This window comes from Nocardioides malaquae (assembly GCF_015070385.1).
GTDB classification, from domain to species: domain Bacteria; phylum Actinomycetota; class Actinomycetes; order Propionibacteriales; family Nocardioidaceae; genus Nocardioides; species Nocardioides malaquae.
In genome coordinates this window covers 1-264 of the sequence record NZ_JADCSA010000531.1, presented here as the reverse complement: position 1 = coordinate 264, position 264 = coordinate 1, and the positions used below count along the sequence as shown (strand labels likewise).

The 264-nt window shown below is 41.3% G+C and carries 2 protein-coding genes; one reads left to right on the top strand and one right to left on the bottom strand.

The features are described 5' to 3' along the window. The first annotated feature begins 10 nt into the window (after nucleotides 1-10). Complete coding sequence (locus tag IEQ44_RS18260; RefSeq protein WP_369074444.1) at nucleotides 11-91, top strand: helix-turn-helix domain-containing protein; 81 nt, start codon at nucleotides 11-13, stop codon at nucleotides 89-91. 118 nt (nucleotides 92-209) lie between these two features. On the opposite strand, the gene IEQ44_RS18255 is transcribed toward IEQ44_RS18260, so the two are convergent. Further along, a partial coding sequence (locus tag IEQ44_RS18255) for a tail fiber assembly protein (RefSeq protein WP_169780860.1) occupies nucleotides 210-264 on the bottom strand: 55 nt, incomplete at its 5' end.

The window sequence follows — 264 nt, the reverse complement described above, 5'->3', positions numbered from 1 at the left end:
ATTCGAACGAATTAAGTCAGGTGTAAGTATAAGTGCCATTGCCCGGGAATTCAAAACCTCGCGGCAAACCATTTTAAGAGCCAAAGCATAACTTCAGACACCTGACATATAAAAAATAATCTCGGTGTGAGATGCTTTACGTCTTCCAAGCCCCCTTCCTTGCCGTAAATGGAAAGATACATCTAATTATAGAATTTATATGTTTTACCCTACGGCAGTGCTGGCCATTCAATATCCTGTGCAGTTGACGTATCAACACGGTTC